This window comes from Kitasatospora sp. NPDC036934 (assembly GCF_055608425.1).
Window position 1 is genome coordinate 1 of record NZ_JBVJQR010000016.1, and the last position, 24,581, is coordinate 24,581.

A 24,581-nucleotide genomic window follows, 5' to 3' on the forward strand; every position below is an offset into this window, starting at 1 on the left:
GTCCAGGGCGACGACCCGGGTCTCCCCCTCCCCGTAGACCTTGTTGAGGCCGGTGGCGCGGGCGGCCGCCAGGCCGGTACGGACGGCGGTTGCGGTCGACGTGGTCACGGGGGTGCTCCTTGCTGGTCCGCGGATTCGTACCTCCATGCTCGGCTGCGTGATCATGGTTCTGCGTCGCTCCGCCGAACGGTTGGCCCGACCACCGCTGGGCGTACGGGAGGGACGGCACCCTCCTCCTGCGGTATGACGGGAACCCTGAGGGCGACTCGGTGGCCGGAATCACCGTGCTTCGTGGCCGAATCCCGAACTGTTCGTCAGATGGCAAGGAAACATGACAACTTCCCGGGCTGGGAACATGCGAAAGAGTGATCCGGGCGACTACTCTCAGGGGTGGTTCGCAGGACGCCCGGATGGTGGAACGCAGACACGGGCAGCTTAAAACTGCTTGGCCGCGAGGCCGTGCCGGTTCGAGTCCGGCTCCGGGCACCGCAACGACCCGCGGGGGCGCCACCGGCGTCCCCGCCGGGAGCCGTCCACCGGATCCTCCTCGCGGCGTATCCCGGAATTTTTGCCAAGCCATTACCCTGGTACACGGGCGGTGCAGTGCCGCCACGGAGGGAATGAGCAATGAGAAGCAGCAACCCGGTCTTCTCGCGGGAGGGTTCCTTCTCCCGCGAGCCCGGCTACGCGGGGTTCGGTGGCACCGGCCAGGCCGGGAACCCGTACGGCAACCCCTACGCGGGGACGCAGTACGCCCAGCCCCAGGGGCAGGGCCCGCTGACGGACGAGCAGCTCTACGAGATGTACAACGGGCCGTCGGCCGGCCCGGCGGCCACCGGGCGGATGACGCTCGACGACGTGGTCGCCCGCACCGCCATGACGCTGCTCACCCTGGTCGCCGCCGGTGCGGTGGCCTGGTTCGCGCTGCCGTTCGAGAACTACGGCTTCGCCATCGCCGCCAGCCTGGTGGCCATGGTGGTCGGCCTGGTGGCCTCGTTCAAGCGCGACGCCAGCCCGGCGCTGATCCTGACCTACGCGGCCCTCCAGGGCTTCGCGATGGGCGCCTGGTCGCACGCGCTGAACACCGTCCTGAACGGCATCGTGATCCAGGCGGTGCTGGGCACGGCGGCGGTCTTCGCGGCGATGCTGTTCGCCTACAAGAGCGGCCGGATCCGGGTCACCGCGCGCTACCAGCGGATCGGCCTGGCGATCGCCATGGGCTTCGTGCTGCTGATGCTGGTCAACCTGGTCGCGATGGCCTTCGGCGCCGAGCTGGGCCTGCGCTCCGGCCCGCTGGGCATCCTGGTCGGCCTGGTCGGCATCGGCCTGGGCGCCTTCTTCCTGTCGCTGGACTTCGCGGCGATCGAGGAGGCCATCGCCCAGGGCGCCCCGCAGCGCGAGTCCTGGCGGGCGGCCTTCGGGCTCACCCTGTCGCTGGTCTGGATCTACATGGAGATGCTCCGGCTGATCGCGATCCTGCGCGGCGACGACTGACGGACCCCGCCGTCGCCTTCCACTGCCGCCGGGCCCCGGAGCACTTCGCTCCGGGGCCCGGCGGCGTTTGGTTAGGCTCCTGGCATGCATGACGTACAGCCCCTGGTCGAAGCCGTCGACGAACTGGCGGATCGTTTCCGCTCGCTGCCGCAGAGCAAGCTGCTGGGCCCGGTGCCCGGGCACGCCTCGCGGGCGGCGGCCGTGCTGGTGCTGGCCCGGCGGCTGGCCGCGCTGGCCCTGGCGGCGGAGGGCGGGCCGGAGCGGGACTTCCCGGACGCCGGGGCCTTCGCGGCGGGGGACCAGCTGGCCGTCGCCGGGCACGATCTGGCGGCCGCGCTCGCGGCGCTGCCCGAGAGGGCCGAAGTGGCCCTGCCGGACGGCCCGGTGGCGGTGGGCGAGGTGCTGGCCGGGGCGGTGGCCGCGGTGCGGGAAACGGCCGGGCGCTGCGCCTGAGGCAGTCCGGGGCCGTCCGGGCAGTCCGGAGCCGTCCGGGGCCGTCCGGGGCCGGACGTGCCGGAGGCCGGCTCGGATCGGTAACCCCCTCGATCCGGCCGGCCTCCGGTCCCGCCGGGTGGGCGAGACGGCGTCAGATGCTGGCGACCACCCGGTCGGCGAGCACGTAGACGGCCTCCTCGTCGGTGGAGAAGGTCAGCGAGTAGGAGCCGGAGAAGCGCGAGCCGCCGAGCAGTCGGACGTGCTCACCGGCACGGACCGCGTCGATCAGCCGGTAGGCGGCCTCCCGGTCGCCCGGGGCCACGCAGAGCGTGGTGCCGTCGGCGAAGGCGTACACGTCCAGGGTGCCCAGCGGGCCCGGGCGGACGTCGACCAGGGAGACGGCCTCCTCGGCGAGGGCGGCGAGCCGGGTGTCGGTCCACTCGCGGGACGGGGCCTGGCTCGGCACGAAGTCGGGGTGCGAGGGGTGGCGGCGCGGGTCGGGCGCGGCGACCGGGGCCTCCTCCACGGCCGACTCGGCGTCCAGCAGCCCGGCCTCCAGGCCGGTGGCCAGTAGGTCGGCCTCGCGGCGGGCCCGGGCGTCGCCGGTGGCCTCGCCTACCGGGTGGCCGGGGCGCAGCGGGGCGCCGCCGTCGGTGCCGGGATCCACCGGGCCGGGGCCGCCCTCGGTGATCAGGTCCTCCAGCGCGGAGCGCAGCGCCTCGCCGAACTCCGGGTCCATCGTCCCGGCGTTGTCGGCGGCGTCCTGCGGTCCGGTGGGGCGGGGGAAGAACACCGGCCACTCGTCGCTGCCGGTGAACACCCCGGCGAACGGGGAGTCGAACAGCGGCGCGTCCTCGGCCGCGCGGGCCTCCTGCTCGGCCCAGAAGGCCCGGGCCTCGGTGATCTCCCGCTCGCGGTCGGCGGCGAGCGCCTCGGCGACGGCCCGGCGTATCGCGGCCTCGTCCACCGGAGCGGGCCCGGCCTGGGTCGAGGCCTGTGCGTCGAGCCGCCGGGAGATGCCCCGGAGACGGAGCAGCACGGCGGTCGACACGGTGATCAGGATCAGCAGCAGGATGGTGTAGACGGCGCTCACGGAACGTACTCCTAGCGAGGAGCGGAACGGGGTTACGTGTCCACACTGCCCCATGGGGGGCTGTTGCCGCAGTGGCGAATGTCTAATTCGTCCGGGACTTTCGCGCTTGTCCCCAAATTGTTAGGTAACGCCGTTCTACGCAGTGGAGTTGATCCGCTCCGCAGTGTCGATTTCCGGGCCGGAAATGACGAAGAAGAGGGCCGGATCGACCTCTCGGTGTGATCCGGCCCTCAATTACGCTGCGTCACTCCAAATGGGTGGTCCAGACCCTTCGGAGTTGCGGGGGATGGTCAGCTGAGGCGCTCGATGACCATCGCCATGCCCTGGCCGCCGCCGACGCACATGGTCTCCAGGCCGAACTGCTTGTCGTGCCACTGCAGGGAGTTGATCAGCGTGGTGGTGATCCGGGCGCCGGTCATGCCGAAGGGGTGGCCGACGGCGATGCCGCCGCCGTTGACGTTCAGCTTGTCCAGGTCGATGCCGAGGTCGCGGTAGGACGGGATGACCTGGGCCGCGAAGGCCTCGTTGATCTCGACCAGATCGATGTCGTCGATGGTCAGGCCGGCCCGCCGGAGCGCCTGCTTGGAAGCCTCGACCGGGCCGTAGCCCATGATCTCGGGGGAGAGGGCGCTGACGCCGGTGGAGACCACCCGGGCGAGCGGGGTGATGCCCAGCTCGCGGGCCTTGGTGTCGGACATGATGACCAGCGCGGCGGCGCCGTCGTTCAGCGGGCAGCAGTTGCCGGCGGTGACGGTGCCGTCCGGGCGGAAGACCGGCTTCAGGCCGGACACGCCCTCCAGGGTCACGCCGGCGCGCGGGCCGTCGTCGGTGCTCACCACGGTGCCGTCCGGCAGCGTGACCGGGGTGATCTCGCGCTCCCAGAAGCCGGCCTTGATGGCGGCCTCGGCGAGGTTCTGCGAGCGGACGCCGAACTCGTCCTGCTCGGCGCGGGTGATGCCCTTGAGCGCGGCCAGGTTCTCGGCGGTCTGGCCCATCGCGATGTAGGCGTCCGGCAGCAGGCCGTCCTCGCGCGGGTCGTGCCACTCTCCGCCGCCCTCCTCGGCGCGCTTGGCGGTGCGGGCCTGGGCCTCGTCGAAGATCGGGTTCATGGTGCCCGGCATGCCGTCCGAGGTGCCCTTGATGCTGCGCGAGACGGTCTCGACACCGGCCGAGATGAAGACGTCGCCCTCGCCGGCCTTGATCGCGTGCAGTGCCATCCGCGTGGTCTGCAGCGAGGAGGAGCAGTAGCGGGTGATAGTCGCGCCGGGCAGGTAGTCCATGCCCATCTGCACGGCCACGATGCGGGCCAGGTTGTGGCCCTGCTCGCCGCCCGGCAGACCGCAGCCGAGCATCAGGTCGTCGATCTGGCGGGGGTCGAGCTGTGGGACCTTGGCCAGGGCGGCCTGGATGATGTGGGCGGTCAGGTCGTCCGGGCGGACGTCCTTGAGCGAGCCCTTGAACGCCCGGCCGATCGGCGAACGGGTGGCGCTGACGATGACGGCTTCGGGCATTGCGGGCTCCTCGCTGAGTGAACGGCGGACTGGCGGTCCGGGAGGAAAGCTACCGCTTGGTAGCTCAAGCGTCACCGGCACCAGCGTGTGAGCTGGCCGACGTATTCCCCGGGCCCGCCCCGGGCTGCCGGGGCGCCTCCGGGCCGACCCGGAGCCGGTGGCGCAGCAGCGCCCAGCGCCGGCCCGGGTCCTCCGCGGCCACGGCTGCCACCTCGGTGCCCGCGCGTCCGGCCGCCGCCGCGGCGGCCACCGCGACCGGCAGCACCGTCTCGCCCGGCACCGTCGTCCCGCCGGGGCGGGCGGTGCCCGGGCGCTCGTCCTCCGGCCACAGGCCCAGCGCGGCGCAGACCGAGGGCAGCACGGCCATCGCGGCGGTGGCGTAGCCCTGGGCGGAGGGGTGGTAGCGGTCGGCGGCGAACATCTCCGGACGGGCGGCGAACTCCGGGCCCAGCAGCGAGCCCAGCGAGACCGTGCGCCCGCCCGCCTCCACCACCGCGATGGTCTGGGCGGCGGCCAGCTGGCGGCTCAGCCGCCGGGCCACCCAGCGCAGCGGCGGGCGCACCGGCTTGATCGTCCCGAGGTCGGGGCAGGTGCCCACCACCACCTCGCAGCCGTTGGCGCGCAGGGCCGCGACGGCCTCGCCGAGCTGGCGGACGGCGAGCTGGGCGGGGCTGTGCCGGGTCACGTCATTGGCCCCGACCATGATCACGGCGATGTCCGGGCGCTGCCGCAGGGCCTGCTCCAGCTGGCCGGAGAGGTCGGCGGAGCGGCCGCCGGAGCGGGCCACGTTGACCAGCCGCACCGGGCGCTCGGCCACCGAGGCCAGGCCGGCCGCCAGCAGCGCGCCCGGGGTCTCGCGGGCGCGGGCCACTCCGAGGCCGGCGCCGGTGGAGTCGCCGAGGACGGCCAGTACGAGCGGCGCCCGCGGGGGCGCGCAGCGGTCGGCGAAGGCCTCGCCGTAGACGCCGTCGGCCTTGGGCGGGAGCGTCTCCAGGACGCCGATGGCCTGGATGGCGAGCTTGCTCTCGGTCAGCAGCACGCCGACCAGGCCCACGCCGAGCAGGCCGAGCCCGCCGCCGCCGTAAGCCGCCGCGGTGGCGATCCGGCGGGCCACCCGGGCCCGCGAGTCCTGTCCGCCTGGCATCCGGTGCCCCCTTCGCGTCCTGGTGCCGCCCCTTCCCGGACCGCGGCCTTGTCTGCACAGCGCTCTTACCCGCGCGGAGGGCGGGAGTACCGGGGGTGCCGGTGGCGGTGGGCCATTGGTGGAGCGCGGCGGAGGGGCGGGGAGTGCGGGAAGGGAAGGCTGGGCCGGGTGTCACGCCCTAGGCTTGCGGTACCGAATGCACTCGCATGCCCATAGACCGGGAGGACCCCCGTGCGGTACCACAACTCGATCATCGACCTGGTCGGCAACACGCCGCTGGTCAAGCTGAACAAGGTCACCGAGGGCATCACCGCGACAGTGCTGGCGAAGGTCGAGTACTTCAACCCCGGCGGTTCGGTGAAGGACCGCATCGCGATGCGCATGATCGAGGCCGCCGAGGCCTCGGGCGCCCTCAAGCCGGGCGGCACGATCGTGGAGCCGACCTCCGGCAACACCGGGGTCGGCCTGGCGATCGTGGCCCAGCAGAAGGGCTACAAGTGCATCTTCGTCTGTCCCGACAAGGTGTCCACCGACAAGATCAACACCCTGCGCGCGTACGGCGCCGAGGTGGTCGTCTGCCCGACCGCCGTCGCCCCGGAGCACCCGGACTCCTACTACAACGTCTCCGACCGCCTGGTCCGCGAGACCCCGAACGCGTGGAAGCCGGACCAGTACTCCAACCCGGACAACCCGGCGTCGCACTACCACTCCACCGGTCCGGAGCTGTGGGAGCAGACCGACGGGAAGATCACCCACTTCGTGGCGGGCGTCGGCACCGGCGGCACCATCTCCGGCACCGGCAACTACCTGAAGGAGGTGTCCGGCGGGAAGGTCAAGGTCGTCGGCGCCGACCCCGAGGGCTCGGTCTACTCGGGCGGCACCGGCCGTCCGTACCTGGTCGAGGGCGTCGGTGAGGACTTCTGGCCGACCGCCTACGACCGCAGCGTCGCGGACGAGATCGTCGCGGTCTCCGACAAGGACTCGTTCCAGATGACCCGCCGCCTGGCCAAGGAGGAGGGCCTGCTGGTCGGCGGCTCCTGCGGGATGGCCGTGGTGGCCGCGCTGGAGGTGGCCAAGAAGCTCGGCCCGGACGACGTCGTCGTGGTGCTGCTGCCGGACGGCGGCCGCGGCTACCTGTCGAAGATCTTCAACGACGACTGGATGGCCGACTACGGCTTCCTGCCCTCGGCCACCGACGAGGCCCACATCAGTGAGGTGCTGGGCCGCAAGGAGAGCATCGAGCAGGGCGGCGTCCCGCAGTTCGTCCACATGCACCCCAACGAGACGGTCGCCGAGGCGGTCCGGGTGCTGCGCGAGTACGGCGTCTCGCAGATGCCGGTGGTCTCCCCGGGTGCCGGGCACCCCGACATCATGGCCGGCGAGGTGATCGGCTCCGTGGTGGAGAAGCTGCTGCTGGAGGGCATCTTCGCCAAGGAGATCGAGCTGACCGACACGCTGGACAAGGTGATGTCCAAGCCGCTGCCGGTGGTCGGCTCGGGCGAGACCGTCACCAACCTGATGACCGTGCTGGAGAAGGCCGACGCGGCGGTCGTGCTGGTGGAGGGCAAGCCGCAGGGCATCGTCACCCGCCAGGACCTGCTGGGCTTCCTGACCGGTCGCGCCGCGCACTGACGCCCGTTCGCCGGCGGCGCTGACGCCGGCTCACCACCGTTCGCCCGTGGCCGGATCCGGAGGACTCGTCCACGGGCGAAGTGGTACACCAGCGTCATCTGTCCGCAGCACGTGGTTAACAACGCCCCGGCATCGTAGTGGTCGACGGCAAGACGCCGAGCGAGGCGGCAGCGGACCACCGGGAGCGGCTCCCCGGCGGGCGCGGTCGGCTCCGGACACGTCGGACGGCCCTGACCCGGCTGCCGTGTCCGCCCTCCCCGACCGGGTAACGGAGGGAGGGGCCTCCGCGGGAGGCGCCGTCGTCCCGCCCCTGTCCGGCTGCGGCCGGTCGACAGGGTGTGGTGGCTCCCGCGGGCGAACACCGCGCCGTACGGCGCGGCTCCGCGGCTCCCGGGTGGGGGAGCCGAGCCGGAGAGCGGTGGGGCCGGTCCTGTTCCGAGGGACCGGCCCTCCCCGTGCGCCCGGGCGCCCCTGCCGTTCCGGTGCGCCGCCCGCCGTTCCCGCGCGCACCGGGGGGCCCTCGTTCCCGTACGCTCGCTGACATGACCAGCACTGAAACGACCGACGCCCCGCGCTACGTCAAGCTCAAGATCGAGCTCATCGCGGAGATCACCGACGAGGGCGCGCTCAAGGCCGCGGCCCTGCAGCAGGTCGCCGGGGACGAGTACCTCGACGACGACGAGCGCGCCCAGTCCGTCGACGCCATCGAGGTGGACCCGTCGGGTTCGCTCGCCCACTTCATCGACCCCGTCGCGCTGCTCGGCGACGTCCCGGGCGTGGAACTCGCTTCGGCGACCTGGGAGTCGGCGCAGACCGAGTTCGACCCCGAGAGCGACGAGTGGGACGAGTACTCCGTGGAGGAGTCCGCCGAATAACGGCCGTTCGTGCCGTCACCACCCGTGAACACCCGGTCCGCCTTCGGCGGGCCGGGTGTTTTGTCCGTGCACGGCGGCACGTTGGGTCATCTCATACGATCGCTTACCCTTCGGTGATGGAACCGTGAGCGGCCGGATTGCGTTTCTGTATCCGTAATCGCCCGGGATGATCAGCAGGGAGACGCGACGTGACGGCACGGGACGGTCAGGGGCGGGTGGCCGGAAGCAGCTGGAGCCGACGCGGAGTGCTCGCGGGCCTGATCGGGGCTCCCGTACTGCTGCTCGCCGCCTGCAACGACAACAGCGGTGGCAACGGCGGCAGCGGCGGCAACGGCGGCTCCGGTTCGGGCGGTGGCAACGGCGGCTCCGGGTCCGGCGGCAGCAGCGCCCCGAAGACCTCGGCCGCGGTGATCACCGTGAGCCCCGCGGACGGCGCCACCGGCGCCAGCTTCAGCGAGCCGGTCAAGGTGACCGTCAGCAACGGCACCCTGACCAGCGTCAAGGTCACCGACTCCACCGGCAAGGAGCTGGCCGGCCAGCTCTCCGCCGACAACACCGGCTGGACCTCGGCCGCGGCCCCGGCCAGCGGGACCAAGTACTCCGTCACCGCCAGCGGCGTCGACAAGGACAAGCTGGAGGCGGACGCCAACGCCACCTTCACCACGGCGACCCCGGCCAACACCTTCGTGGGCTACTTCACCCCCGAGGACGGTTCGGTGGTCGGCGTCGGCATGCCGGTCTCGATCAACTTCAGCAAGCCGGTCACCGACAAGAAGGCCGTCCAGTCGGCGATCACCGTGATAGCCGAGCCGGGCGTCGAGATCGTCGGCCACTGGTTCTCCAGCACCCGCCTCGACTTCCGGCCGCAGGAGTACTGGGCCAAGGGCACCAAGGTCACCCTCAAGCTGCGGCTCAAGGACGTCGAGGGCGCCAAGGGCGTCTACGGCACCCAGTCCAAGGACGTCAGCTTCACCATCGGCCGGGCCCAGACCAGCGTCGCCGACCTCGCCACCAAGAAGCTCACCGTGACCACGGACGGCGCCGTCAGCGCCGTCTACAAGATCTCCGGCGGCTCCCCCGAACACACCACCTGGGGCGGCAAGATGGTCATCTCCGAGCAGTTCACCCAGACCCGGATGAACTCGCAGACCGTCAACCTGGGCAGCGAGTACGACATCGCCGACGTGCCGCACGCCCAGCGCCTCACCACCTCCGGCACCTTCATCCACGGCAACTACTGGTCGTCGTCGTCGATCTTCGGCGGGCAGAACACCAGCCACGGCTGCGTCGGGCTGCAGGACGCCAAGGGCGCCCAGGACAGCAGCACGGACGGCTACAAGTTCTACAAGTCCTCGATCGTCGGCGACGTGGTCGAGGTCGTGAACTCCGGCGACAAGACCGTCGCCCCGGACAACGGCCTGAACGGCTGGAACCTCAGCTGGGCCGACTGGAAGGCCGGCAGCGCCGTCTGACCCACCCCTGCGGAAGACACCTCGGGCGGACCGGACTTCGCGGTCCGCCCGAGGGGTCGGGTCCGGCGCCGGCCCTGACGTTCGGCGCCCTAGCCGCGTCGCGCGTAGTCCGCGAAGCCCTGCCAGTCCACGATCACGCACGGTTCGTCGCCGAGGATCCAGGCGTCGTGCCCGGGCGGGCAGATCATGAAGTCGCCGGGGCCGAACTCGGCCTGCTCGCCGTCGTCCATGACGATCTTCATCCGGCCCGAGACCACGTACCCCGTGTGGGCGGCCTCGCAGCTGTCGGTCTTGGCGATCGGCTTGATGTGCTTGGACCACTGCCACCCCGGCTGGAACACCGCCCGGCCGACCGGTCCGGCGTCCAGGTTGACCAGGCGCAGTTCCCCCGTGCCCTCCTCGAAGGGGCGGACTTCCTCGGGATCGTCGAAGTTCTTGCGGACGAGACCGGACATGGCACGACTCCTCTCCACGAGGGCGGCCCGGCCACCGGGGGGTGGCCGGGCCGCCCTACCGGTGTCTCCAGTCTGCGCCCGGATCGGGGCACGGTCACGTTGGGTGGCCGCGCCCCGGACCCGCTCCCGGGTGGTCAGCCCTCGGTGCGGGCCACTCCGATCGGGCAGGAGGCGCCGGTGCCGTCCGGCGGGCAGTGCTAGGTCACCCCTCGGTGTCTCTACCAGTACACCTCGCCGTCCTCGTTCAGCATGGGACGGGAGACCGTGCCGCCGTAGTGCCGGTTCTCCATGTGCTCCAAGGCGTCGGCCACGCCTTGGAGGAAGGCGCCGAGCGTCGGCCAGCCGGAGTAGCGGCCGTATTCGGTGTGGCTCGCGTAGCCGACGTGGTTGTGCCACATGCCGGGGCCCGCCTCGATGAAATGGTCGTCTCCGTCGCCGCCCGCGAATGGGATCCACAGCTCGGCCCACCAGGGGGCCAGGTCCGGATCGTCTGGCTCCCAGATGCTCATGCGCAGCGCTCGGGCCTCGACGATCTCCTCGGCTGAGTAGAGAGGCCCACAGGGAAGGGCGCCCGGCCAGTCGTCTCCGTTGTGGCAGAGGAGGGACTCGCGGAGGTCGGGTGGGAGCGGAAAGCCCAGGGCCGACTCGGTCCGTGCGATGTCGTGCTGCTCGGCCGGGGACCGGAGGGACTCAAAGCTGGCGGGTGCGTGCTGCGCGAGCCATGAGTCGATGCGGCGCCACGACGAGGCCACGGGGTCGATCGCGGGGTCGATGTAGTTGTGCGGCGGGTCGATCACTGGCGGATCATTGCATTCCACTCCGACAGGACGGCGACGAAGGCGCAGAGCCCGGAAGACGGTCGCAGGAGTGTCACCGATCTGCATCCCGGAGCAGGACCGTGTAGGCGAGGTGCCGGCAGCCGGCCAGGGCAGCCGGCACCTCGCCGCAGGGGTGCTTCGGACTCAGTCGTCGGTCTTGGCGATGCCGATCGGGCAGGAGGCGCCGGTGCCGCCGAGACCGCAGTAGCCGTTGGGGTTCTTGGCGTCCGACAGGTACTGCTGGTGGTACGGCTCGGCCGGGTAGAACGGGCCGGCCGGGGCGATCTCGGTGGTGATCGGGCCGTGGCCGAGCGCGGTCAGCGCGGGCTGGAAGGCGTCCCGGGTGGCGGTCGCGGCGGCGGCCTGAGCAGGGGAGTGGGTGTACAGCGCGGAGCGGTACTGGGTGCCCACGTCATTGCCCTGACGGTTGCCCTGGGTCGGGTCGTGGGCCTCCCAGAAGGCCTTCAGCAGCCGCTCGTAGGAGATCACCGCCGGGTCGAAGACCACCCGGACCGCCTCGGTGTGCCCGGTCAGCCCGCTGCACACCTCCTCGTACGTCGGGTTGGGCGTGTGGCCGCCCTGGTAGCCGACCAGCGTCGTCCAGACGCCGGGCAGCCGCCAGAACGTGCGCTCGGCGCCCCAGAAGCAGCCCAGCCCGAAGTCGGCCACCTCCAGCCCCTCCGGGTACGGGCCGGTGAGCGGGTGGCCGAGCACGGTGTGCGGCTCGGTGAGGGTGAAGCCCGCGGCCGGGCGGCCGGGCAGCGCCTGGTCGGCGGGGACGAGCGAGGACTTGTGGCGGTCGAACAGCACGGCCTGCTCCAGCGGGGTAGGAAGGGTTGCCCCGTGGTGAACGCACCGGACGGCCCGCGGATTCCGGTCCGGGCATTCCGGCGGGCGCCCGGCCGTCCGGCCGTTAGGCTCGGAGCCATGACCGAGCACCAGCTTCCCCACGGCTTCGAGACCCTCGCCATCCACGCGGGTCAGGAAGCAGACCCCCAGACCGGGGCCGTCGTCACGCCGATCTACCAGGTGTCCACCTACAAGCAGGACGGGGTGGGCGGCCTGCGGGGCGGCTACGAGTACAGCCGCAGCGCCAACCCGACCCGAACCGCGCTGGAGGAGTGCCTCGCCGCGCTCGAGGGCGGCGCCCGCGGCCTGGCCTTCGCCTCCGGCCTCGCGGCCGAGGACACCCTGCTGCGCACCATCCTCAAGCCGGGCGACCACATCGTGATCCCCAACGACGCCTACGGCGGCACCTTCCGGCTGTTCGCCAAGGTGCTGACCCGCTGGGGCGTCGAGTTCTCCGTCGCCAACACCCAGAAGCTGGACGACGTCCGCGCCGCGCTGCGCCCCAACACCCGCGCGGTGTGGGTGGAGACCCCGTCCAACCCGCTGCTGGGCATCACCGACCTGGCCGGCCTCGCCGAGGTCGCGCACGGCGCCGGCGCGCTGCTGGTGGTCGACAACACCTTCGCCAGCCCGTACCTGCAGCAGCCGATCGCGCTCGGCGCGGACGCGGTCGTGCACTCCACCACCAAGTACATGGGCGGCCACTCCGACGTCGTCGGCGGCGCCCTGGTGCTGGCCGAGGCGGGCCTCGGCGAGGAGGTCGCGTACCACCAGAACGCGATGGGCGCCGTCTCCGGGCCGTTCGACGCCTGGCTGGTGCTGCGCGGCATCAAGACCCTGGGCGTCCGGATGGACCGGCACAGCTCCAACGCGGAGAAGGTCGCCGAGCTGCTGGCGAGCCACCCCAAGGTCAGCCAGGTGCTGTACCCGGGCCTGCCCGAGCACCCCGGGCACGACATCGCCGCCAAGCAGATGAAGGCCTTCGGCGGCATGGTCTCGTTCCGGGTCGCCGGCGGCGAGGAGGCGGCCGTCGAGGTCTGCAACCGCGCGCAGCTGTTCACCCTGGGCGAGTCGCTGGGCGGCGTGGAGTCGCTGATCGAGCACCCGGGCCGGATGACCCACGCCTCGGCGGCCGGTTCGCCGCTGGAGGTGCCGGCCGACCTGGTGCGCGTCTCGGTCGGCATCGAGTCGATCGACGACCTGCTGGCCGACCTCAAGCAGGCGCTGGGCTAGGCGGGTTACCGCGTCACTGCCCCTGCTGGTCCGCCGTGTACGACTCCATCGCGTGGTTGAAGCGGGCCAGCAGGGCGCAGAACGCCCTCTGTTCCTCGGGTGGCCAGTCGGCCGTCAGGCGGCGGGTCAACTCGGCCCGGCCGTCCCGGACTTCGGCGAGCCGGCCGGTGCCGCAGGCGGTCAGTGCGAGCCGTACGGCGCGACGGTCGGCCGGGTCCTGCACCCGGCCGACCAGCCCGGCCGCGACCAGTGGGGCGACCTGGCGGGTCACCGTGGAGGAGTCCACGCCGAGCGCCTCGGCCAGCGCCTTGACGTTCGCCGGTCCGTGCCGCTCCAGGCGGTCGAGCAGCAGGTAGGCGGCCCGGTCCAAGGTGCCGACGCCGCCGCCGGAGGACCGGACCTGTTCCATCCGGCGGGCGAACACCGCCAGCTGGTACTGGAGTTGGGTGTGTACGGGCTCGGCTCGGTCGGTGGCCTGGGGCGAGGGCGTCGTCATCGCGGCTCACGATCGTCATGCGGTGAGAGAAGCTCAGAAGCAGCAGCGTACGCGGGCGGAGCGGGCCCGGGAACAGGCCCGACGTCCCGTCTTGCCGGTGTCGGCACCCCTAGGCTGGGATCATGCACAACTGGCCGATCACCCTCGACGACGTCCGCGGCGCCCAGAAGATGCTCGTCGGGGTCGCCCGAGTGACCCCGATGGAGGGCAGCCGGCACCTGTCCGGGTTGATCGGCGCGCCGGTCCACCTGAAGTGCGAGAACCTCCAGCGCACCGGGTCCTTCAAACTGCGCGGGGCGTACGTGCGGATCGCGGGGCTCTCGCCGGTGCAGCGAGCCGGCGGGGTGGTGGCGGCCAGCGCCGGGAACCACGCCCAGGGGGTGGCCCTGGCGGCCGCGCTGCTGGGGGTGCGCTCGACCGTGTTCATGCCGGTCGCGGCGCCGCTGCCGAAGGTCGCCGCGACCCGTGACTACGGTGCCGAGGTCCGGCTGCACGGCGCCACCGTGGACGAGGCGCTGCAGGCCGCGCAGCGGTACTCGGAGGCGACCGGCGCGGTGTTCATCCACCCCTTCGACCACTGGGACGTGGTCACCGGCCAGGCGACCGTCGGCCTGGAGATCCTGGAGCAGTGCCCTGAGGTGCGCACCATCCTGGTCGGGGTGGGCGGCGGCGGGCTGCTGGCCGGGATCGCGGCGGCGGTCAAGCCGCTGCGGCCGGACGTCCGGGTGGTCGGGGTACAGGCGGCGGGCGCGGCCGCGTACCCGCCCTCGCTGGCGGCCGGGCGGCCGGTGTCGCTGGAGCACTACGCGACCATGGCCGACGGGATCATGGTCGGGCGGCCCGGGGACATCCCGTTCGAGGTGGTCAACACGCTGGCGGACGGCGTCCGTACGGTCTCCGAGGACGCCCTGTCGCGGGCCCTGCTGCTCGGGCTGGAACGGCTGAAGCTGGTGGTCGAGCCGGCCGGGGCGGCCCCGATCGCGGCCCTGCTGGAACAGCCGGACTCCTTCGAGGGCCCGGTGGTGGCCGTGCTGTCCGGCGGCAACATCGACCCGCAGCTGATGCAGCGGGTGCTGCGGCACGGTCTGGCGGCGGCCGGGCGCTACCTGTCGCTGCGGGTGCGGCTGGCGGACAAGCCGGGCTCGCTGGCGGACCTGCTGGGGGTGCTGACCGGGGTGGACGCCAACGTGCTGGACGTCGCGCACGTCCGGATCGACCCGCGGCTCGGGCTGACCGAGGTCGAGGTGGACCTGCACCTGGAGACCAAGGGGCCGGAGCACTGCGCGCTGGTGGTCGGTGAGCTGCGGGACGCGGGGTACGTGGTCGCCGACTGACGCGGGGTGCGTGGGCGCCGACCGGGCGCGCGTTCGCCGGTTCCGTCAGGCGGCGGTTCCGTCAATTCCCTTGACGCGATGTATCGCGAGTTGCCAGACTCGCGATACATCGCGTTCTGTGTCGGTGGCCGAGAACGGGGGCCGAGAACCGAGTCGCCCGCGCGCCCGTTCGACGGGCAAAGTGGGACAGATCGCTCACATTCGTCCGAGGAGATGAGGCAGGCCATGGCGCCAGCCATCCAAGCCGAGAACCTGGTGAAGACCTTCGGCGACGTACGGGCCCTGGACGGCGTCAGCCTGGACGTCCCCGAGGGCACGGTGCTCGGGCTGCTCGGCCCGAACGGCGCCGGGAAGACCACCACCGTGCGCGTCCTCACCACCCTGCTCCGCCCCGACTCCGGCCGCGCGGTGGTGTCCGGCGTCGACGTCCTCAAGCACCCGAACCAGGTCCGCAGCCTGATCGGACTGTCCGGTCAGTACGCGGCGGTCGACGAGTACCTGACCGGCTTCGAGAACCTCACCATGGTCGGCGAGCTGTACCAGATGCGCACCCGCGACGCGAAGGCCCGCGCGCTGGAGCTGCTGGAGTGGTTCAACCTCACTGGGGCCAAGGACCGCATCGCCAAGACCTACTCCGGCGGCATGCGCCGCCGCCTCGACCTCGCCGCCGCGCTGGTCGTCCGTCCGCCGGTGATGTTCCTGGACGAGCCGACCACCGGCCTCGACCCGCGCAACCGGCTGGCGCTCTGGGAGGTCATCGAGACCCTGGTCGAGCAGGGCACCACGCTGCTGCTCACCACCCAGTACCTGGAGGAGGCCGACCGGCTCGCCCACGACATCGCGGTGGTCGACCACGGCCGGGTGATCGCCCGCGGCACCGCCGACCGGCTCAAGGCGCAGATCGGCGGCGAGCGGATCGAGGTCGTGGTGCACGACCCGGGGCTGGTCACGGACGCCGTCGAGGCCCTCTCCGGGTACGCCCTGGGCGAGCCGGCGGTGGAGAAGAACACCCGGAGGATCACCGTGCCGGTCAGCGGCGGCGCCCGGGTGCTCGCCGACGCGATCCGCGAACTGGACGGCCGGGGCATCGAGATCGACGACATCGGGCTGCGCCGCCCGACCCTGGACGACGTCTTCCTCACCCTCACCGGCCATGCCGCCGAGTCGGCCGAGTCGGCCGAGTCGGCCGAGGTGGGCGGCGGCGGGGCGGGTGGCAAGGGCCGTGGTCGGGGTGGCCGGGGTCGGGGGAAGGGCGGAGGCGGCGCGGACGGCGCCGACGGCGGCGAGGGCCCGGGGCCCGACCAGCAGCAGGCCGTCACGGCCGGAACGGAGCGCTGAGATGAGCACCGCCACCGAGCACGCCATAGGCGAGGCGATGCCGACGCCCCGCCGGGGCTTGTCCGCGACCCTGCACGACTCCTGGGTGGTCGCCAAGCGCAATCTGCGCAGAATGTCCAGGATTCCCGAAATCGTGGTGTTCGGGCTCATGCAGCCGGTCATGTTCGTGCTGCTGTTCTCGTACGTCATGGGCGGGGCGATCAAGATCCCCGGGACGAACTCCAGCTCCGACACGTACATCCAGTTCCTGATGGCCGGCATCTTCGCCCAGACCGTCACCTTCGCCGTCGCCGGCGCCTCGGCCGGCATCGCGGAGGACATGACCAAGGGCCTGGTGGACCGCTTCCGCTCGCTGCCGATGGCCCGCTCCGCGGTGCTGGTCGGCCGTACCCTCGCGGACCTCTGCCAGACCGCGTTCACCCTGGTGGTGCTGGCGCTGGTCGCGCTGCTGGTCGGCTGGCGGGTGCACGACGGGGTGCTCAGGGCGCTCGGCGCCTTCGGGCTGCTGCTCCTGCTCGGCTACGCCTTCTCCTGGATCGGCGCGCTGATCGGCCTCTCGGTGCGCAGCCCCGAGGCGGCCACTTCGGCCGGGCTGATCTGGCTGTTCCCGCTGACCTTCGTGTCCAACGCCTTCGTGCCGGTCAGTTCGATGCCGGGCTGGCTGCAGGGCGTGGCGTACTGGAACCCGTTCAGCGCGACGGTGCAGGCCTGCCGGGACCTCTTCGGCAACCAGGTCGGGCCGGTGGACAGCGCCTGGCCGATGCAGCACGCGGCGCTGGTGTCGGTGCTGTGGTCGCTGGTGATCACGGCGGTGTTCTCCTGGCTGTCGGTGCGCAAGTACCGCTCGGCAGTGGGGTGAACCGTCCGGTTGCCGGTGAGCGAGTGCCGCTCGGCCGTGGGGTGAACCGTCGCGGTCGGCCGTGAACGCCCGAGGGCGGCTGAGGAGTCCGGGGACTCCTCAGCCGCCCTCGGCGGTGTGTCGGTGCTCGGGGGCCGGATCAGCCGGCGTGCGGTACGACCTTGACGACCTTCACCATGGCCGGCTTGCCGTTCGGCAGCTCGTAGGTGGCCTCGTCGCCGATCTTCTTGCCGTCGATCGCCCGGCCAAGCGGCGACTGCGGCGAGTAGACGTCCAGGTCATCGGTGTTGGCGACCTCGCGGGAGGCGAGCAGGAACTCCATCAGGTCGTCCTCGTCGCCGTCGAACGCGACCGTGACGATCATTCCCGGGGCCACGACGCCGGAGTCGGCCGGGGCCTCGCCGACCTTCGCGCGCTCCAGCAGCTGGGTCAGCTGGCGGATGCGCAGCTCGTACTTGCCCTGCTCCTCCTTCGCCGCGTGGTAGCCGGCGTTCTCCTTGAGGTCGCCCTCCTCGCGCGCCGCCTCGATCTTCTGGGCGATCTCGATGCGCCAGGGCCCGGTCAGGTGATCCAGCTCGGCCTTGAGCTGGTCATAGCCGGCCTGAGTGAGCCAGGTCACGTTCTCACTGGTCTGGGTCACGGGTGCTCCTCGTAGGTGCTGGGGCGGTGCTGAGGGTGTGCGTCGTCAGCAGGGTCGACGGTGATATCGGTCTCAACTACAAAGCAACGCCCGCTCCCGTACCATCCGGTGCGGAAGGGGCGAAACCACGAGCCTAACAAGTCCTGCCGACAAGCGGGAGAGGCGTTGTCGCGGCATTGACGGTGTCGTTGCGCCACGGTGTACGGCAACCGGGTGCGGGACTCCCTACGGATGCCCGTTCCGCTGAACGAATATGCGTCCGCGGGCCCTTTCCGGGTGCTCGGCGGCCCGTGCCGCCCTGCCCCGGCTCACTTCGCCGGGGTGCAGCCCAGCAGTTCGGCGGTGGTCCCCCGGGCGGTGGTGCGCAGGGTGACGGTGGCCTCGTAGCTCGACCCGGCCGCCGGGACCGGGAAGTCGGCCACCCCGACCACCGCGTGGTCGTCGCTCTGCGAGCGGACCGTACAGGTGCCGGCCGTCCCGTCGCTCTTGCGCACGGTCAGGTGCAGCTGCACCTCGGAGTCGGAGAGCACCTGGAAGGTCGGCACCGAACCGTTGATCTTCGACTCGCGCAGCAGGTAGGAGCCGCCCAGCCAGGCGATCAGACCCAGGCCGAGCACACCGCAGACCGCGCCGATCACCTTCAGGCGGCGGTCCGACTCGCCGTCGCCGCCGCGGCCGTAGCGCCCCTCGGGCGGCCGCGGGGCGGTGCTCTGTGCAGTCATCGGACTCCGTCCTCTCCTGGGGAGGAGCCGTGCGGGCGGTGCTGGGGAATGCGACGGTCCTCCATTCCGTCACTATAGGAGGGGCACGCCCGCGGCCGGTCCGGCGGGGGCGGGGCTCGGCCGCGCCGGAGACCGGCACCGCAGGCCGGCCTTGCGGCGACGCGGTCCCGAAGTGAGCGGTTCGTACGGTGGGCAGACCGGACTTCGCGGAACGCCCGACGATGTGGAAGGAACGCAAGGCGTTGACTGAGCAGTTGCGACTGATGGCGGTGCACGCCCACCCGGACGACGAGTCCAGCAAGGGCGCGGCCACCATGGCCAGGTACGTCGAGCAGGGTGTGGACGTGCTGGTGGCCACCTGCACGGGGGGCGAGCGCGGGTCGGTTCTCAACCCCAAGCTCCAGGGGGACCCGTACATCGAGGAGAACATCCACGAGGTGCGCCGCAAGGAGATGGACGAGGCGCGGGCGATCCTCGGCGTCAAGCAGGCCTGGCTGGGCTTCGTCGACTCCGGCCTCCCGGAGGGCGACCCGCTGCCCCCGCTGCCCGAGGGCTGCTTCGCCCTGGAGGACGTCAAAGAGGCGGCCGAGCCGCTGGTCCGGCTGATCCGCGAGTTCAAGCCGCAGGTCATCACGACCTACGACGAGAACGGCGGCTACCCGCACCCGGACCACATCATGACCCACAAGATCACCATGCTGGCCTTCGACGCCGCCGGTGACCCGGACGCCTACCCCGAGGCCGGCGAGCCCTGGCAGCCGCTCAAGCTCTACTACAACCACGGCTTCCCGATGGGCCGCATCCGCGCCCTGCACCAGTACCTCACCGAGCACGGCCAGGACTCCCCGTACGGCGAGTGGATCGCCGGCTGGGAGAAGAGCGGCCGCAAGGAGCGCGAGATCACCACCCGGGTGCGCTGCGACGACTGGTTCGAGACCCGCGACCGCGCCCTGATCGCCCACGCCACCCAGATCGACCCGGACGGCCCGTGGTTCCGCGTCCCGCTCGACGTCCAGCGCGAGGTCTGGCCCACCGAGGACTACGAACTCGCCCGTACCCTGGTCGACGTGGACCTCCCGGAGGACGACCTGTTCGCCGGACTGCGCCCCCTCACCCTGGCGGCCGAAGCCGCCGACACGCGCGACTGACCCACCCCCGACGGCCCGGCCCGGCGTGAGCCGGGCCACCATAGAGATATGAGTGCCCCCGTGAACCTCGTCCACCTCGCCGCTGACCTCGCCGTCGACGACGCCAAGGTCACCCCCGGTCTCCTCGGCTTCGTCGTCTTCGCCGCCCTCGGCGTGGCGACGTGGTTCCTGGCCAAGTCGATGAACCGGCAGTTCAAGAAGGTCGACTTCACGGAGGAGCCGGAGGCTCCCAAGGAGTGACCCCCGCGGGCCCGCGGGCTGCTGGGCCTGCGGGCGCTTCGGGCCGGCGGGCCGTGCTGCTCGGCCGGGCCCCGGGGCGGGCTGACGGGTGCGGGGCGCGGCTGGATGCGATCCTGCGAACCCCGCTCAACCTCGGACTCCAACACGGCGGCACCATCTGACAAATCCGGGCCACCGCCTGACGGCGGCAGCCCGGACCACACCAAGACCTTCGTCAGTCTCCTCCTAGGGGTAGATGTCCTGGTGCTGCGGCGCGGGCCCCTGGGACCGCGACTGCGGCGATCGCGGTGCGCCCGTGTGGTGCCTGCCGGTGGGTCGGGTGGTCGTGCGTCCGGGGCGCAGGGGCCACCACAGGCTGCGGCCGAGGATCGCGGCCAGGGCGGGCACCAGCACGATGGACAGCAGGAACGCGGAGAGCAGGATGCCGAGCGCGGTGGCGAAGCCGATCTGCTGGGTGGAGGGTTGCGGGGTCACCGCGAGGCTGGCGAAGGAGCCGGCCAGGACGAGGCCGGCGGTCGCGATGGCCGGGGCGGTGTGCCGCAGGGCGCGCGCGACCGCGGCCCGGGGCGGCCCGGGGTGTTCCATCTCCTCCCGGATCCGGTCGCTGATCAGGATGTTGTAGTCGGTGCCGAGCGCGACCACGAACAGGAACAGGACCAGCGGCAGCGTGAAGTTGACGCCCGGCTTGTCCATGGCGTGCTGGAACAGCAGGGCGGCAGCGCCGAGGGTGGCCGCGAAGCCGAGGCCGACGGAGAGCATCAGGATCACCGGTGCGAGCAGGCTGCGCAGCAGCAGGAGCAGGATCACGCCGATCAGTACCGCCGCGACCGGGAAGACCAGCCGGAGGTCGTGGTCGACGGCGGTGGCGACGTCGGCGAAGACGGCAGGGGTGCCTCCGACGTGCGCGGTCAGGTCGGCGGGCGTGCTCTGGGCGACGGCTGCGCGGATCGGGCCGGAGACCAGGTCGCGGGCCTGCTGGGACTGCGGGTCCGCGGTGAGGAACAGGTCGATCCGCGCGGCCTGCCGGTCCTCGCTCGGGACCGGCTTGGCCACCTGGCCGACGCCGGCGACCCGGGTGAGGTGCTGGGTCAGGCCGTCCAGTTCGGCAGGTGAGAGGGGGCCGGCGTTCTTGGTTTCGACGTAGACGCTTGTCGGGTCGGCCACGCCGGCGGGCAGGGCGTGGGCGATTTCGAGGGCGGTGCGCTGGGAGGCGGTGCGGGGGCCACCGCCCAGGCCGTAGTCCATCTTGATCCCGGCCAGCCCGCCGGCCAGGGCACCGAGGAGGGCGAGCGAGGCGAGGACCATGGTCAGCGGTCGGCGGGCTACCCGGTCGCCGAACCGGGCCGCAGCGCCCTCGCGGGGTTCGGCCTTGAGGGCGCGTGAGGGCCAGAAGAGTTTGCGTCCGCAGGCCGCGAGCACGGCGGGCATCAGGGTGAGGCTGGCCAGCAGCATGACCAGGACCGAGACCGCGACGGCCGGGCCGAGCACCCGGAACTGGCCGAAGCTGGCGACCCCGAGGGTGGCGAAGGCGGCGACGATGGTCAGCGCGGCCGAGGTGACCGCAGTGCCGACCTTCTGGCTGACCTCGGCGGCAGTGGTGCGGTGGTGGCGATCGGGCCGGGCCCGCAACTGCTCGCGGAAGCGGAACATCATGAACAGGAAGTAGTCGATGCCGATGCCCAGGAGTACCACTCCGATGAGGCTCGGTACGGAGGGGTCGAGCTTGATGCCGGTGAGCAGCGCGGTGCCGACGACCGCGCCGCTGGCCACGCCGCCGATGAGGGCCACCGAGACCAGCGGCAGCAGGGCGGCCAGGACGCTGCGGAACACGAGGACGTGGAGCAGCACGATCAGCGCGACGGCGCAGGCGGAGGCGATGGTCGCGAGGGTCTTCCCGTCGTCGGTGGAGTCGACCTGGTCGGCGAGTGCGCCGGTGAAGCCGGTTCGCAGGCCCTGGGCGGCGAACTCCGCCCGAGTGTTGTCCCGGAACGCTCGGAAGGTGCTCTCCAGGCCCGGGTCGGCGGGGTTTCCGGTGAGGTTGGCGGAGAGCAGCTCGAAGGTTCCGTCAGGTGCCGTCATGGCCGGGCTGACCTGGGGGATCTGCGAGTAGTCGTGCTGGAGGGGCGCCGCGTCCTTGGGCTTTGGCATGGTGACCTTGAGGCGGCTCAGCCGCTGCGCCCCGGCGTCGATCTGCTCCCGGTCGGTGGGGGTGAGGGCCCGGCCGTCGGTCCGCGCGACCAGGATGGTCACCGGGTTGGCGTCGGGCTTCGTCCCGAAGCGGTCGTGGGCGATCGCCGTGGCGGCGGCCGAGTCGTAGCTCTTCGGCAGGAAGTCGGCCGTCTGCGTCTGGGTCACTCGGTAGATCAGGGTCTGGCTCAGGATGGTCAGGAGCAGTCCCAGGACCGCCCAGACGGCGATCACCTTCCACGGATTCCTGGTGGAGAATCCGGTCAGGGCGCGGATCACGATGTCCTCCGGCTGTGGTGCGAAGGCCGGCGAATCCCGGCACGTCTCCAGACCATCACGGCGTACCCGGCGTTCTCGTCCGTGCGCGGGAGGAGAACATCATCAGGACCTGAGCCCGGTACACGGCCCTGACCAGGACCAGGGGCCTGGTCGGGGATCGGTCCGTGGTGCCTGCACGGGGTCGGGAACCGCTGCGAGAATGGACCGTGGAGGCCCCCCGGGGGCGGGACGTCGCGGGAACGGCACACGCCCCAGGGACGGCGGCCGCGGTGAACCGGCGAAGGCCGGCGCCGGCAGGCCACAGAAAGGACCAGCACCAGCATGTCGACGCACCACCGGCCCCAGCCGCCGTCACCGAGAGCCGACGGCCTGCCCTGGACGGCCAGTGACGCGCTGGTGGCCGTCGGGGCGGCGGCCCTGGACCTCCTCGGCTACACGGTCGGAGGTCTGCAGGAAGGCCAGCCGATCGCCCTGACCGCCCTGGTCCTGCTCGTACTGGCGGCCATGCCGCTGCTCACCAGGCGCCGCTACCCGCTGGCGTCACTGGCGGGTGTGCTGGTCCTCGGCCTGGCACTGAACCTGAGCGGGCCGGTGCCGCAGCACTTCAACAGCACGCTGTGCGTCGCGCTGTTCGCCGTGGCCCGCTCCCGCGGCATCGCGATGGCGGCGCCGGCCGCCCTGCTGGCGGCCGCCGTGCCACTCCTGGGGCAGGGGCATCCGCTGCCTCCTCCGGCTGGGGAAGTGGCGGTCAACGTGCTCGCCGCGGCGCTGGTCACCGTCGCGGCCGAGGTGCTGAAGCGTTGGCAGCACGAGGTGGAGGTCAGGCGCAGGCTGCTGGCCGACCGCGCAGTGGCGCAGGAACGGCGCCGCATCGCACGGGAGTTGCACGACATCGTGGCCCACCACATCACCACCATGCAGCTGATGGCCGGCGGCGCCAGAGCGAACCTCGGGGGTGACACCCAGGTGGTGCGCGACGCCCTGGTCACGCTGGAGGGCTCCGGGCGGATGGCGCTGCGCGAGATGCGCCAGCTCCTCGACGTGCTCCGGGCCGGCGACGCGCGGGAGGAGGCGGACGGGGCGCCGGCCGCGCCGCAGCCCGGCGTCGAGAACCTCGAAGGGCTCGTCGAGGAGTCCCGCAGAGCCGGTGTGCCCACGGAGTTCACCGTCCTGGGGCAAGAGCGTCCACTGCCGCCGAGCACCGGCCTGGCGGTGTTCCGGATCGTCCAGGAGTCCCTCACCAACACTCGCAAGCATGCCGGCCGGGCCCAGGCGCGGGTCCAGCTGACCTACCACCCCGACCAGGTCACCGTCGAGGTGTGCGACAACGGGGCCGCCGCACCGGCCGACACCCTGGTGGGAGCCCTGACGGGGGCGGACGGTGCGGCCGGAGCGGGGGCGGGCCGCACCGGGTACGGTCTGATCGGCATGCGCGAACGGGTCGCGCTGCAGGGCGGCAGCATGGTGGCCGGCGGCGTCGACGGTGGTGGCTTCCGGGTGATGGCCAGCCTGCCGGCGGCGCCGGACGACGGAGAGGACCGGCTCGGATGACGGGAACCCCGGAGCGGATCAGGGTGCTGATCGCGGACGACCAGCCGCTGGTGCGGCGGGGCCTGGCCCTGATCCTGACACCGGACCCGGCGTTCGAGGTGGTGGCCGAGGCGCACGACGGGCAGCAAGCGGTCGACCTCGCGCACCGGCACCGGCCGCACGTCGTGGTGATGGACATCCGGATGCCGGTTCTCGACGGGGTCCAGGCGACCGAGCGGATCGCGCGGGAACTGCCCGAATGCCGGGTCCTGGCGCTGAGCACCTTCGACATGGACGAGTACGTGGTGGCTGCCCTGCGCGCCGGCGCCTCCGGGTTCCTGCCCAAGGACGTCTCCCCGGAGGAGCTCTCGGCGGCCGTGCGCACCGTGCACACCGGGGAGGCGGCGGTGGCGCCGCGCCTGCTCACCCGGTTGATCTCCACGTACGTCACCGCACCCCGCCTGCCGCAGTCGCCATCGCCGGCGACGGTGTCCGACCTCGGTGAAATGACGCCCCGTGAGATCGAGGTGTGGCACCTGATGGCCACCGGCCGCGACAACGCCGAGATCGCGTCGGCGATGGGCATCAGCGTCTCCACGGTCAAGAACTACATCACCAGCATCTTCGCCAAGCTGAGTGTGCGCGACCGTGCCCAGGCGGTGATCGCGGCTTACGAGTCGGGCTTGGTGGAGCCCCGGAGCACGAACCCGGCGGGCTGAAGCGCAGCAGTACTTCGCGGACGGCCCCGCGGCTCCCGACAGCGGAAGCTGCGGGGCCGTCCGCCCGGTGTCCCGCCA

Annotated in this window: 23 protein-coding genes, 1 tRNA gene and 1 pseudogene; 14 read left to right on the forward strand and 11 right to left on the reverse strand. The window is 72.0% G+C overall.

Annotated features, from left to right (window positions below; all coding sequences use genetic code 11):
* A pseudogene (locus ACZ7BZ_RS24360) lies at window positions 1–147 on the reverse strand (ABC transporter ATP-binding protein); the annotation flags it as partial.
* Between the two features lie 257 nt (window positions 148–404).
* On the opposite strand from ACZ7BZ_RS24360, the gene ACZ7BZ_RS24365 reads away from it, so the two are divergent.
* The 3 genes from ACZ7BZ_RS24365 to ACZ7BZ_RS24375 all read left to right on the forward strand — a co-directional run bounded on the left by ACZ7BZ_RS24365 (window position 405) and on the right by ACZ7BZ_RS24375 (window position 1,947).
* Window positions 405–486, forward strand: a tRNA-Leu gene (locus ACZ7BZ_RS24365).
* 141 nt (window positions 487–627) lie between these two features.
* Window positions 628–1,494 carry a Bax inhibitor-1/YccA family protein gene (locus ACZ7BZ_RS24370; RefSeq protein WP_470360136.1) on the forward strand — a complete coding sequence of 289 codons (867 nt, stop codon included), beginning with the start codon at window positions 628–630 and terminating at the stop codon, window positions 1,492–1,494.
* An 84-nt stretch (window positions 1,495–1,578) separates the two neighbouring features.
* Window positions 1,579–1,947 (forward strand): hypothetical protein, encoded by a 369-nt coding sequence (locus tag ACZ7BZ_RS24375; protein ID WP_470360137.1) that lies wholly within the window; start codon window positions 1,579–1,581, stop codon window positions 1,945–1,947.
* Between the two features lie 133 nt (window positions 1,948–2,080).
* On the opposite strand, the gene ACZ7BZ_RS24380 is transcribed toward ACZ7BZ_RS24375, so the two are convergent.
* The 3 genes from ACZ7BZ_RS24380 to ACZ7BZ_RS24390 all read right to left on the reverse strand — a co-directional run bounded on the left by ACZ7BZ_RS24380 (window position 2,081) and on the right by ACZ7BZ_RS24390 (window position 5,677).
* Window positions 2,081–3,022: a hypothetical protein gene (locus ACZ7BZ_RS24380; RefSeq protein WP_470360138.1), complete on the reverse strand. Its 942-nt coding sequence runs from the start codon at window positions 3,020–3,022 to the stop codon at window positions 2,081–2,083.
* A gap of 290 nt (window positions 3,023–3,312) precedes the next feature.
* The gene (locus tag ACZ7BZ_RS24385; RefSeq protein ID WP_380453760.1) at window positions 3,313–4,533 is read right to left on the reverse strand and encodes an acetyl-CoA C-acetyltransferase; all 1,221 of its coding nucleotides are present in this window, start codon (window positions 4,531–4,533) and stop codon (window positions 3,313–3,315) included.
* Window positions 4,534–4,597: 64 nt separating this feature from the next.
* On the reverse strand, window positions 4,598–5,677 hold the full coding sequence (locus ACZ7BZ_RS24390; protein ID WP_470360139.1) for an SGNH/GDSL hydrolase family protein: 1,080 nt from the start codon (window positions 5,675–5,677) through the stop codon (window positions 4,598–4,600).
* Between the two features lie 231 nt (window positions 5,678–5,908).
* Between ACZ7BZ_RS24390 and ACZ7BZ_RS24395 the strand changes: the two genes are divergently transcribed.
* The 3 genes from ACZ7BZ_RS24395 to ACZ7BZ_RS24405 all read left to right on the forward strand — a co-directional run bounded on the left by ACZ7BZ_RS24395 (window position 5,909) and on the right by ACZ7BZ_RS24405 (window position 9,656).
* Entirely contained in the window at window positions 5,909–7,309 is a 1,401-nt protein-coding gene (locus ACZ7BZ_RS24395) for a cystathionine beta-synthase (RefSeq protein ID WP_380453764.1), read from the forward strand.
* 542 nt (window positions 7,310–7,851) lie between these two features.
* Entirely contained in the window at window positions 7,852–8,184 is a 333-nt protein-coding gene (locus ACZ7BZ_RS24400) for a hypothetical protein (protein WP_380453766.1), read from the forward strand.
* Window positions 8,185–8,372: 188 nt separating this feature from the next.
* Window positions 8,373–9,656, forward strand: a complete 1,284-nt coding sequence (locus ACZ7BZ_RS24405; protein WP_470360140.1) for a L,D-transpeptidase — start codon at window positions 8,373–8,375, stop codon at window positions 9,654–9,656.
* An 89-nt stretch (window positions 9,657–9,745) separates the two neighbouring features.
* Here ACZ7BZ_RS24405 and ACZ7BZ_RS24410 read toward each other — a convergent pair whose 3' ends face one another.
* The 3 genes from ACZ7BZ_RS24410 to msrA form a co-directional block, all read right to left on the reverse strand.
* The gene (locus ACZ7BZ_RS24410; RefSeq protein WP_470360141.1) at window positions 9,746–10,111 is read right to left on the reverse strand and encodes a cupin domain-containing protein; all 366 of its coding nucleotides are present in this window, start codon (window positions 10,109–10,111) and stop codon (window positions 9,746–9,748) included.
* A 218-nt stretch (window positions 10,112–10,329) separates the two neighbouring features.
* Window positions 10,330–10,908 (reverse strand): SMI1/KNR4 family protein, encoded by a 579-nt coding sequence (locus ACZ7BZ_RS24415; protein WP_470360142.1) that lies wholly within the window; start codon window positions 10,906–10,908, stop codon window positions 10,330–10,332.
* 165 nt (window positions 10,909–11,073) lie between these two features.
* Complete coding sequence (gene msrA, locus ACZ7BZ_RS24420) at window positions 11,074–11,739, reverse strand: peptide-methionine (S)-S-oxide reductase MsrA (protein ID WP_470360143.1); 666 nt, start codon at window positions 11,737–11,739, stop codon at window positions 11,074–11,076.
* Between the two features lie 117 nt (window positions 11,740–11,856).
* Between msrA and ACZ7BZ_RS24425 the strand changes: the two genes are divergently transcribed.
* On the forward strand, window positions 11,857–13,011 hold the full coding sequence (locus tag ACZ7BZ_RS24425; RefSeq protein WP_380453773.1) for a cystathionine gamma-synthase: 1,155 nt from the start codon (window positions 11,857–11,859) through the stop codon (window positions 13,009–13,011).
* A 13-nt stretch (window positions 13,012–13,024) separates the two neighbouring features.
* Here the strand turns inward: ACZ7BZ_RS24425 and ACZ7BZ_RS24430 are convergent, their stop codons facing one another.
* Window positions 13,025–13,507, reverse strand: a complete 483-nt coding sequence (locus ACZ7BZ_RS24430) for a MarR family winged helix-turn-helix transcriptional regulator (protein ID WP_470360144.1) — start codon at window positions 13,505–13,507, stop codon at window positions 13,025–13,027.
* Window positions 13,508–13,629: 122 nt separating this feature from the next.
* Between ACZ7BZ_RS24430 and ilvA the strand changes: the two genes are divergently transcribed.
* The 3 genes from ilvA (at window position 13,630) to ACZ7BZ_RS24445 (ending at window position 17,038) form a co-directional block, all read left to right on the forward strand.
* The gene (gene ilvA, locus ACZ7BZ_RS24435; protein ID WP_470360145.1) at window positions 13,630–14,841 is read left to right on the forward strand and encodes a threonine ammonia-lyase; all 1,212 of its coding nucleotides are present in this window, start codon (window positions 13,630–13,632) and stop codon (window positions 14,839–14,841) included.
* 225 nt (window positions 14,842–15,066) lie between these two features.
* Window positions 15,067–16,179 (forward strand): ATP-binding cassette domain-containing protein, encoded by a 1,113-nt coding sequence (locus tag ACZ7BZ_RS24440; protein WP_470360146.1) that lies wholly within the window; start codon window positions 15,067–15,069, stop codon window positions 16,177–16,179.
* Window position 16,180: 1 nt separating this feature from the next.
* Window positions 16,181–17,038, forward strand: coding sequence for an ABC transporter permease (locus tag ACZ7BZ_RS24445; protein WP_470360147.1), 858 nt, complete (start codon window positions 16,181–16,183; stop codon window positions 17,036–17,038).
* Between the two features lie 139 nt (window positions 17,039–17,177).
* On the opposite strand, the gene greA is transcribed toward ACZ7BZ_RS24445, so the two are convergent.
* Window positions 17,178–17,678 (reverse strand): transcription elongation factor GreA, encoded by a 501-nt coding sequence (gene greA, locus ACZ7BZ_RS24450; RefSeq protein WP_380453784.1) that lies wholly within the window; start codon window positions 17,676–17,678, stop codon window positions 17,178–17,180.
* Between the two features lie 308 nt (window positions 17,679–17,986).
* Entirely contained in the window at window positions 17,987–18,400 is a 414-nt protein-coding gene (locus tag ACZ7BZ_RS24455; RefSeq protein WP_380453786.1) for a DUF4307 domain-containing protein, read from the reverse strand.
* A 242-nt stretch (window positions 18,401–18,642) separates the two neighbouring features.
* Between ACZ7BZ_RS24455 and mca the strand changes: the two genes are divergently transcribed.
* Together mca and ACZ7BZ_RS24465 are read left to right on the forward strand one after the other, a co-directional pair.
* Complete coding sequence (mca, locus tag ACZ7BZ_RS24460; protein ID WP_470360148.1) at window positions 18,643–19,548, forward strand: mycothiol conjugate amidase Mca; 906 nt, start codon at window positions 18,643–18,645, stop codon at window positions 19,546–19,548.
* A 48-nt stretch (window positions 19,549–19,596) separates the two neighbouring features.
* On the forward strand, window positions 19,597–19,788 hold the full coding sequence (locus ACZ7BZ_RS24465) for a hypothetical protein (RefSeq protein WP_031076542.1): 192 nt from the start codon (window positions 19,597–19,599) through the stop codon (window positions 19,786–19,788).
* A 225-nt stretch (window positions 19,789–20,013) separates the two neighbouring features.
* Here ACZ7BZ_RS24465 and ACZ7BZ_RS24470 read toward each other — a convergent pair whose 3' ends face one another.
* A complete protein-coding gene (locus ACZ7BZ_RS24470) occupies window positions 20,014–22,254 on the reverse strand; it encodes an MMPL family transporter (protein WP_470360149.1) in 2,241 nt (746 codons plus the stop codon).
* A gap of 321 nt (window positions 22,255–22,575) precedes the next feature.
* On the opposite strand from ACZ7BZ_RS24470, the gene ACZ7BZ_RS24475 reads away from it, so the two are divergent.
* Window positions 22,576–23,805, forward strand: coding sequence for a sensor histidine kinase (locus ACZ7BZ_RS24475; RefSeq protein ID WP_470360150.1), 1,230 nt, complete (start codon window positions 22,576–22,578; stop codon window positions 23,803–23,805).
* A complete protein-coding gene (locus tag ACZ7BZ_RS24480; protein WP_470360151.1) occupies window positions 23,802–24,503 on the forward strand; it encodes a response regulator transcription factor in 702 nt (233 codons plus the stop codon). Before ACZ7BZ_RS24475 ends, ACZ7BZ_RS24480 begins: the two co-directional genes overlap by 4 nt.
* The last annotated feature ends 78 nt before the right edge of the window (window positions 24,504–24,581 follow it).

Excerpts from the sequence above, each read along its gene's own strand:
- ACZ7BZ_RS24370 (WP_470360136.1), top strand. The coding sequence starts at position 628 with ATGAGAAGCAGCAACCCGGTCTTCTCGCGGGAGGGTTCCTTCTCCCGC.
- ACZ7BZ_RS24375 (WP_470360137.1), top strand. The coding sequence starts at position 1,579 with ATGCATGACGTACAGCCCCTGGTCGAAGCCGTCGACGAACTGGCGGAT.
- ACZ7BZ_RS24385 (WP_380453760.1), bottom strand. The coding sequence starts at position 4,533 with ATGCCCGAAGCCGTCATCGTCAGCGCCACCCGTTCGCCGATCGGCCGG.
- ACZ7BZ_RS24390 (WP_470360139.1), bottom strand. The coding sequence starts at position 5,677 with ATGCCAGGCGGACAGGACTCGCGGGCCCGGGTGGCCCGCCGGATCGCC.
- ACZ7BZ_RS24400 (WP_380453766.1), top strand. The coding sequence starts at position 7,852 with ATGACCAGCACTGAAACGACCGACGCCCCGCGCTACGTCAAGCTCAAG.
- ACZ7BZ_RS24410 (WP_470360141.1), bottom strand. The coding sequence starts at position 10,111 with ATGTCCGGTCTCGTCCGCAAGAACTTCGACGATCCCGAGGAAGTCCGC.
- ACZ7BZ_RS24425 (WP_380453773.1), top strand. The coding sequence starts at position 11,857 with ATGACCGAGCACCAGCTTCCCCACGGCTTCGAGACCCTCGCCATCCAC.
- ACZ7BZ_RS24430 (WP_470360144.1), bottom strand. The coding sequence starts at position 13,507 with ATGACGACGCCCTCGCCCCAGGCCACCGACCGAGCCGAGCCCGTACAC.
- ilvA (WP_470360145.1), top strand. The coding sequence starts at position 13,630 with ATGCACAACTGGCCGATCACCCTCGACGACGTCCGCGGCGCCCAGAAG.
- ACZ7BZ_RS24440 (WP_470360146.1), top strand. The coding sequence starts at position 15,067 with ATGGCGCCAGCCATCCAAGCCGAGAACCTGGTGAAGACCTTCGGCGAC.
- ACZ7BZ_RS24445 (WP_470360147.1), top strand. The coding sequence starts at position 16,181 with ATGAGCACCGCCACCGAGCACGCCATAGGCGAGGCGATGCCGACGCCC.
- ACZ7BZ_RS24455 (WP_380453786.1), bottom strand. The coding sequence starts at position 18,400 with ATGACTGCACAGAGCACCGCCCCGCGGCCGCCCGAGGGGCGCTACGGC.
- ACZ7BZ_RS24465 (WP_031076542.1), top strand. The coding sequence starts at position 19,597 with ATGAGTGCCCCCGTGAACCTCGTCCACCTCGCCGCTGACCTCGCCGTC.
- ACZ7BZ_RS24475 (WP_470360150.1), top strand. The coding sequence starts at position 22,576 with ATGTCGACGCACCACCGGCCCCAGCCGCCGTCACCGAGAGCCGACGGC.
- ACZ7BZ_RS24480 (WP_470360151.1), top strand. The coding sequence starts at position 23,802 with ATGACGGGAACCCCGGAGCGGATCAGGGTGCTGATCGCGGACGACCAG.